This is a genomic window from uncultured Maricaulis sp., from assembly GCF_963976135.1.
Classification (GTDB): Bacteria; Pseudomonadota; Alphaproteobacteria; order Caulobacterales; family Maricaulaceae; genus Maricaulis.
Window position 1 is genome coordinate 1 of record NZ_CAXBKN010000126.1, and the last position, 5,860, is coordinate 5,860.

General features: G+C 61.6%; 5 protein-coding genes. 3 read left to right on the forward strand and 2 right to left on the reverse strand.

Going from position 1 to position 5,860, the window contains the following annotated elements:
- Nucleotides 1-36 precede the first annotated feature (36 nt).
- Nucleotides 37-1,242: an NAD-dependent epimerase/dehydratase family protein gene (locus tag AAC023_RS13140; RefSeq protein ID WP_339741651.1), complete on the reverse strand. Its 1,206-nt coding sequence runs from the start codon at nt 1,240-1,242 to the stop codon at nt 37-39.
- A 275-nt stretch (nt 1,243-1,517) separates the two neighbouring features.
- Here AAC023_RS13140 and gap point away from each other — a divergent pair, with 275 nt between their 5' ends.
- The 3 genes from gap to AAC023_RS13155 all read left to right on the forward strand — a co-directional run bounded on the left by gap (nt 1,518) and on the right by AAC023_RS13155 (nt 4,918).
- The gene (gene gap, locus AAC023_RS13145) at nt 1,518-2,528 is read left to right on the forward strand and encodes a type I glyceraldehyde-3-phosphate dehydrogenase (protein ID WP_339741652.1); all 1,011 of its coding nucleotides are present in this window, start codon (nt 1,518-1,520) and stop codon (nt 2,526-2,528) included.
- Nucleotides 2,529-2,551: 23 nt separating this feature from the next.
- A complete protein-coding gene (locus tag AAC023_RS13150) occupies nt 2,552-3,763 on the forward strand; it encodes a phosphoglycerate kinase (protein ID WP_339741653.1) in 1,212 nt (403 codons plus the stop codon).
- 114 nt (nt 3,764-3,877) lie between these two features.
- Nucleotides 3,878-4,918: a class I fructose-bisphosphate aldolase gene (locus tag AAC023_RS13155; RefSeq protein ID WP_339741654.1), complete on the forward strand. Its 1,041-nt coding sequence runs from the start codon at nt 3,878-3,880 to the stop codon at nt 4,916-4,918.
- Nucleotides 4,919-5,003: 85 nt separating this feature from the next.
- Here the strand turns inward: AAC023_RS13155 and AAC023_RS13160 are convergent, their stop codons facing one another.
- Entirely contained in the window at nt 5,004-5,462 is a 459-nt protein-coding gene (locus tag AAC023_RS13160; protein ID WP_339741655.1) for a peptidase S1, read from the reverse strand.
- Between the last annotated feature and the right edge of the window lie 398 nt (nt 5,463-5,860).

The following is a 5,860-nucleotide window of genomic DNA, read 5'->3' on the forward strand; positions in this document are numbered from 1 at the left end:
GAGAGGCGCCCTTCTTAATTCAGCAGACCGAAAGCCCTACCCCACCACTTTCAGCGGGTCGGGTTGGGCTGCGTCTTCGCGGGTCTTGCCCCAATAGGAGATGCAGGGGATTTTCGCCTTGTCGCAGCGGCCGGCATATTTGCGGGCGATGTCGGTGACTTCTTCCATCAGGCCGGCGGCCAGGGTGATCGGCTTCAGGCCCATCTGCAGGAAGGTGTCGTTCTCGACATGCAGATCATTCTCGTCCGCTTCATTGCGCGGATTGGGGACCAGCTGCACTTCGGCATGGGCCAGATCGGCGATCATCGTGGCCAGGTCGCGGACCCGGTGGGTCTCGGTCATCTGGTTGAAGATGCGCACCTTGTCGCCATCCTTGGGCGGGTTCTCGACCGCGATCTGGACGCAATGCACCGTGTCCTGGATATGGATGAAGGCGCGCGTCTGGCCGCCCGTGCCGTGCACGGTGAGCGGATAGCCGACGGCGGCCTGCATCAGGAAGCGGTTGAGAACGGTGCCGTAATCGCCGTCATAATCGAAACGGTTGATCAGGCGCTCATCGCGCTTGGTCTCATTGGTCTGGGTCCCCCAGACGATGCCCTGGTGGAGATCGGTGATCTTCACCTTGTCGTTCTTGTTGTAGAAATGGAAGAAGAGCTGATCCTGGGTCTTGGTCATGTGGTAGATCGAACCCGGATTGGCCGGATAGAGGATCTCCTGGTCCTGCAGCCCGTTATCGGTCTGCACCTTCACCTTGAGATAGCCCTCGGGGATTTTCATGCCCGCCGTGCCATAGCCATAAACGCCCATTGTGCCGAGGTGGACGAGATGGATGTCGCGGCCGCTTTCGACGATGGCGGCGAGAACGTCATTGGTGGCGTTGAGATTATTGTCGACGGTGTAGCGCTTGTGGCGCGCCGATTTCATCGAATAGGGCGCGGCGCGCTGTTCGGCGAAATGCACGATCGTATCGGGTTGTTCCTGATCAATCAGATCGATGAATTCCTGGAAATCCTTGCCGATATTCATGCTGACGAAGCGGATGTCCCGGCCGGAGACTTCTTTCCAGGCGGCGAGGCGTTCGCTCATCGGCCGGATCGGCGTCAGCGATTCCACTTCCAGTTCGACGTCGATCATGCGGCGCGAGAGATTGTCGACGATGACAATGTCATGGCCAAGATTGGAGAGGTGGAGCGCTGTCGGCCATCCGCAGAAGCCGTCCCCACCAAGAACGATAACTTTCATAATTCCGGCACCCGCCCATAAGGTTTATATTACTGTCTACTCTGTTTCTCGCAGGCGTACAGTTTCATTTCAAGTCCCCGCTCTGCGGTCTGGCAGGTGGAGCACTGCACTGGCACACATCCAGCGCGCCCGGCCAGTGCCCATAAATGCCCGGTGTCGCTGTTTTGCCGCATTCGTCCGGTGGACTGCGGCCTGAAAGGCGGGTAAATCCGCGCCAATTCCTGCGCGACCGGCCTCATGCCCGGGCCGCGACCACCGTATTGAGGAGATTGGCCATGGCCCTTCGGATAGCGATCAACGGATTTGGCCGCATCGGACGTCTCGCACTGCGGGCGATTCTCGAAGAGAAGCGCTGGGGCGAAGTCGAGGTCGTGGCAATCAATGACAGCTCGACGCCGGAAACCAATGCCCACCTTCTGACCTATGACAGCGTTCACGGCCGTTATCCCGGCACGATCGAAGTGGGCGAGGACTGGCTCGATGCCGGTTTCGGCCGCATCCGGAAAGTCTCCAATCGCGACCCCGCGCAATTGCCCTGGAAGGCGATGGGCGTTGATCTGGTTATGGAATGCACCGGCAAGTTCAACGACAAGGCGTCGGCGATGGCGCATATCGAGAGCGGCGCCAAGCGCGTGCTCTGTTCGGCCCCGGCCAAGAATGCCGACAAGACCATTGTTTTTGGCGTCAATCATGACCAGCTGACCGCGCAAGACATCATCGTCTCAAACGCCTCCTGCACCACCAATGGTCTGGCCCCGGTCGCCAAGGTGCTCAATGACGCGGTCGGCATCGAGCGTGGCCATGTCACCACCATCCACGCCTATACCGGCGACCAGCCGACGCTCGACCGCAATCACAAGGATCTCCATCGCGCCCGTGCTGCCGCGATGTCGATGATCCCGACCTCGACCGGTGCCGCCAAGGCCGTCGGCCTGGTGATCCCCGAACTGATCGGCAAGCTCGACGGTGCCGCCGTGCGCGTGCCGACGCCGAATGTGTCGCTGATCGACATGGTCTTCGTGCCCTCGCGTGCCACCACGGCGGAAGAACTCTCGGCGGCCATCATCGCCGCCGCCGACGGCCCGATGAAGGGGGTGCTCGGCTATGACAGCATCCCGCTGGTCTCGATCGATTATAATCACGACCCCCGCTCCTCGATTGTCGCCATCGACAAGATCAATGTCATCGACGAGCGGCTTGTCCGCGTCATGACCTGGTATGATAACGAGTGGGGTTTCGCCTGCCGCATGGTCGATACGGCCGTGGCGATGGGCCGTTTCATCTAATCACGCTCGAGCGAGGACTGGTCATGACGACGATCCGCCGTATCCAGGACGCCGAGCTTGCGGGCAAACGCGCGCTCGTGCGTGTCGATTTCAATGTGCCGATGAAGGATGGCGTCGTCACCGACGATACCCGTCTGCAATCGGCCCTGCCGACGATCGAGCTGCTGCGTGAAGCCGGCGCGAAGGTGATCCTGCTGGCGCATTTCGGCCGCCCCAAGGGCAGCCGTGTGACCGGCCTGTCGCTGGAGCCGGTCGCGCAGCCGCTGGCCGATCTGCTCGGCGATGCGGTCGACTTCGTCGATGATGTCGCCGGAGAGGAAGCCGCCGCTGCGGTCGCCGATATGGCGAATGGCGATGTCCTGCTGCTGCAGAACACCCGTTTCGAGCCCGGCGAGGAAGCCAATGATCCCGCCTTCGCCGCGGCGCTCGCCCGGCTCGGCGATATCTATGTCAATGATGCCTTCTCCGCCGCTCACCGCGCCCATGGCTCGACCGAGGGCGTGGCGCATTTGCTGCCCGCCTATGCCGGTCTGGCGCTGCAGCGCGAAATCGACCATCTCGTCGCTGCGCTCGACAAGCCTGAGCGACCGCTGATCGCGCTGGTCGGCGGCGCCAAGGTCTCCTCCAAGATCGATTTGCTGAAGAATCTGGTGAAGAAGGTCGACATCCTCTTCGTCGGCGGCGGCATGGCCAATACGCTGCTGCACGCCCAGGGCATCAAGGTCGGCGCCAGCCTGTGCGAGGCCGATCTGGCCGATACGGCGCGCGTGATCCTGGTCGCTGCTGAAGAGGCCGGCTGCAAGCTGATCCTGCCGAGCGATGTCGTGCTGGCCACCGAATTCAAGCCGAATCCGGAAACGCGCCTGACCGCGGTACAGAATGTCGGCGCTGACGAGATGATCCTCGATTGCGGCCCCGGCACTGTGGTTGCGCTCAACCAGGCGATTGATACCTGCAAGACGCTGATCTGGAACGGACCGCTCGGCGCTTTCGAGACGCCACCCTTCGACGCCGCAACCATGGCCGTGGCCGAACATGTCGCCCGTGCCGTGCGCGAGCAGGGCCTCGTCGCGGTCGGCGGCGGCGGCGACACGGTTGCCGCGCTCAACCAGGCCGGTGTGGCCGATGATTTCACCTTCATTTCGACGGCGGGCGGTGCCTTCCTGGAATGGATGGAAGGCAAGGTCCTGCCGGGCGTTGACGTGCTGATGCAGCGCGATGCGGTCAGCGCCTGAAGCGGCGGTGGCACAAAGCGGAAATCAGGTTGTTTCCCGTCTTGGGATTCGCCCGCGCTCTGTATAAAAGGAGCGCAATGATGATGACGACAATCAAACCAAGCTGGGGATGACATGATGGATCTCGACCAACTCAACGAAACCGCCTGTGCCATGGTGGCGTCCGGCAAGGGCTTGCTGGCCGCTGATGAATCCACCGGCACGATCGGCAAGCGCTTTGCCCTGATCGACCTTGAGAATACCGCCGATAATCGCCGCGACTGGCGTGAAATGCTGTTCCGCACCGAGCCGGCGATGAGCGAGCATATCTCCGGCGTCATCCTCTATGACGAGACCATCCGCCAGACGGCCAAGGACGGCACGCCGTTGACCAAGCTGATCCAGGATGCCGGCGCGATTCCGGGCATCAAGGTCGATGCCGGCGCCAAGGGCCTGGCGGGCAGCGATGGCGAAATGATCACTGAAGGTCTTGATGGCCTGCGCGACCGTCTGGCCGATTATTACGGGCTCGGTGCCCGCTTCGCCAAATGGCGTGCCGTGATCAATATCGGCCGCAATGGCGATGAATCCATGCCGAGCCAGTATTGCATCAACACCAATATGCACGCCCTCGCCCGCTATGCGGCATTGTGCCAGGAAGCCAATATCGTTCCGATCGTCGAGCCGGAAGTCATCATGGATGGCGATCACTCGATCGAGCGCTGCTATGAAGTGACCGAATTCGCGCTCAAGACTTTGTATCGCGAATTGTTCGACCAGGGTGTGATCCTGGAAGGCACGATCCTGAAACCGAACATGGTGATTTCGGGCACGAAGAATGACGATCGCGCCGGCATCGAGGAAGTCGCCGACATGACGATGCAATGCCTGGCCAATTGCGTGCCGGCGGCCGTGCCGGGCATCGCCTTCCTCTCCGGCGGTCAGTCCGATGAGGATGCGACGGCCCATCTCAACGCCATGACGGCGAGCTATGACTTGCCCTGGCCGGTCAGCTTCTCCTATGGCCGGGCGCTGCAGCACGCACCGCTGATGGCCTGGGGCGGCAAGCCCGCCAATGTTCAGGCGGCCCAGGCGGCCTTCAATCACCGCGCCAGGATGAACAGCCTCGCCGCGCTGGGTGAGTATGATGCGGCGATGGAGCAAAACGGCGCCTGAATTTCGGCAAACTGAACGCTGATTGCCGACAAAAAACGGGGCCCGCATTGCGGGCCCCGTTCTCGTTTCGGCGATGGTCTGAAGTCTACTGGTCGTATTCGGTGATGAAGATGGTGGCTGGCGCGGTGCTGCTGCCATAGGTGCCGACCCAGATGTCATACTGGCCGGCATCCGGCATTTCTCCGCCAACGAGCGGGTTCAGGCCGTTATAGTCATCATTGCAATACCAGTTGCCGTCGGGACCGTTGACGACAAGGGTCGTGTCGACCGAGGAGGTGACGCCGATGAACAGCTGTGAGCCGCCACCGCCGTATTGCAGGCGATAATCCGGTGCATTGGCGATCAGGCCGACGCAGGCATTGTTGATCGAAGAGGCGTCAATCGTGCCGCCAGCGACGACCTGTGCCTGATGGGGGTCCGGCAGGAAGCCGGGATTCAGCGCCACGGAACCATAGGTCGGCGGCAGCGAATAATCCTGGGCGGCGGCGATACCGGTAAGGGCTGCAACAGCGAGGCTGGCAGCAAGGACGGTTTTGATGGACATATATTTCCCCTGGTAAAACTGGATCGAAACATGATCACTGGTTGATGTCGCGCAACATGCATTGTCATTGATGACGGCGAGATGAACGCCGTGTGCCGAGGTCTGCTCCGGGCCAGGGCCGGGCGCCTATCCCCACCGCCGACAATTATCCCACGTCATCCTGACGCAAGTCAGGACCTCGACGTGACAAGGTCGGAGCCCGGTCACTTCCGGTGTCCAGTTGCTAATTTTACCAACAAATCCAATACGTTTGTCATCCCTGACGGATGCCCGGACGCGTCAGCGATCCGGGCGGAGATCAGGGACCCAGACGCCCGACGGCTGGTCTCTTGCCTCGTCCGGCCCGCCTCACTCGACTGACCGTGGTGCGTCTGGGTCCCGGATCTGCGCCCCGCCTG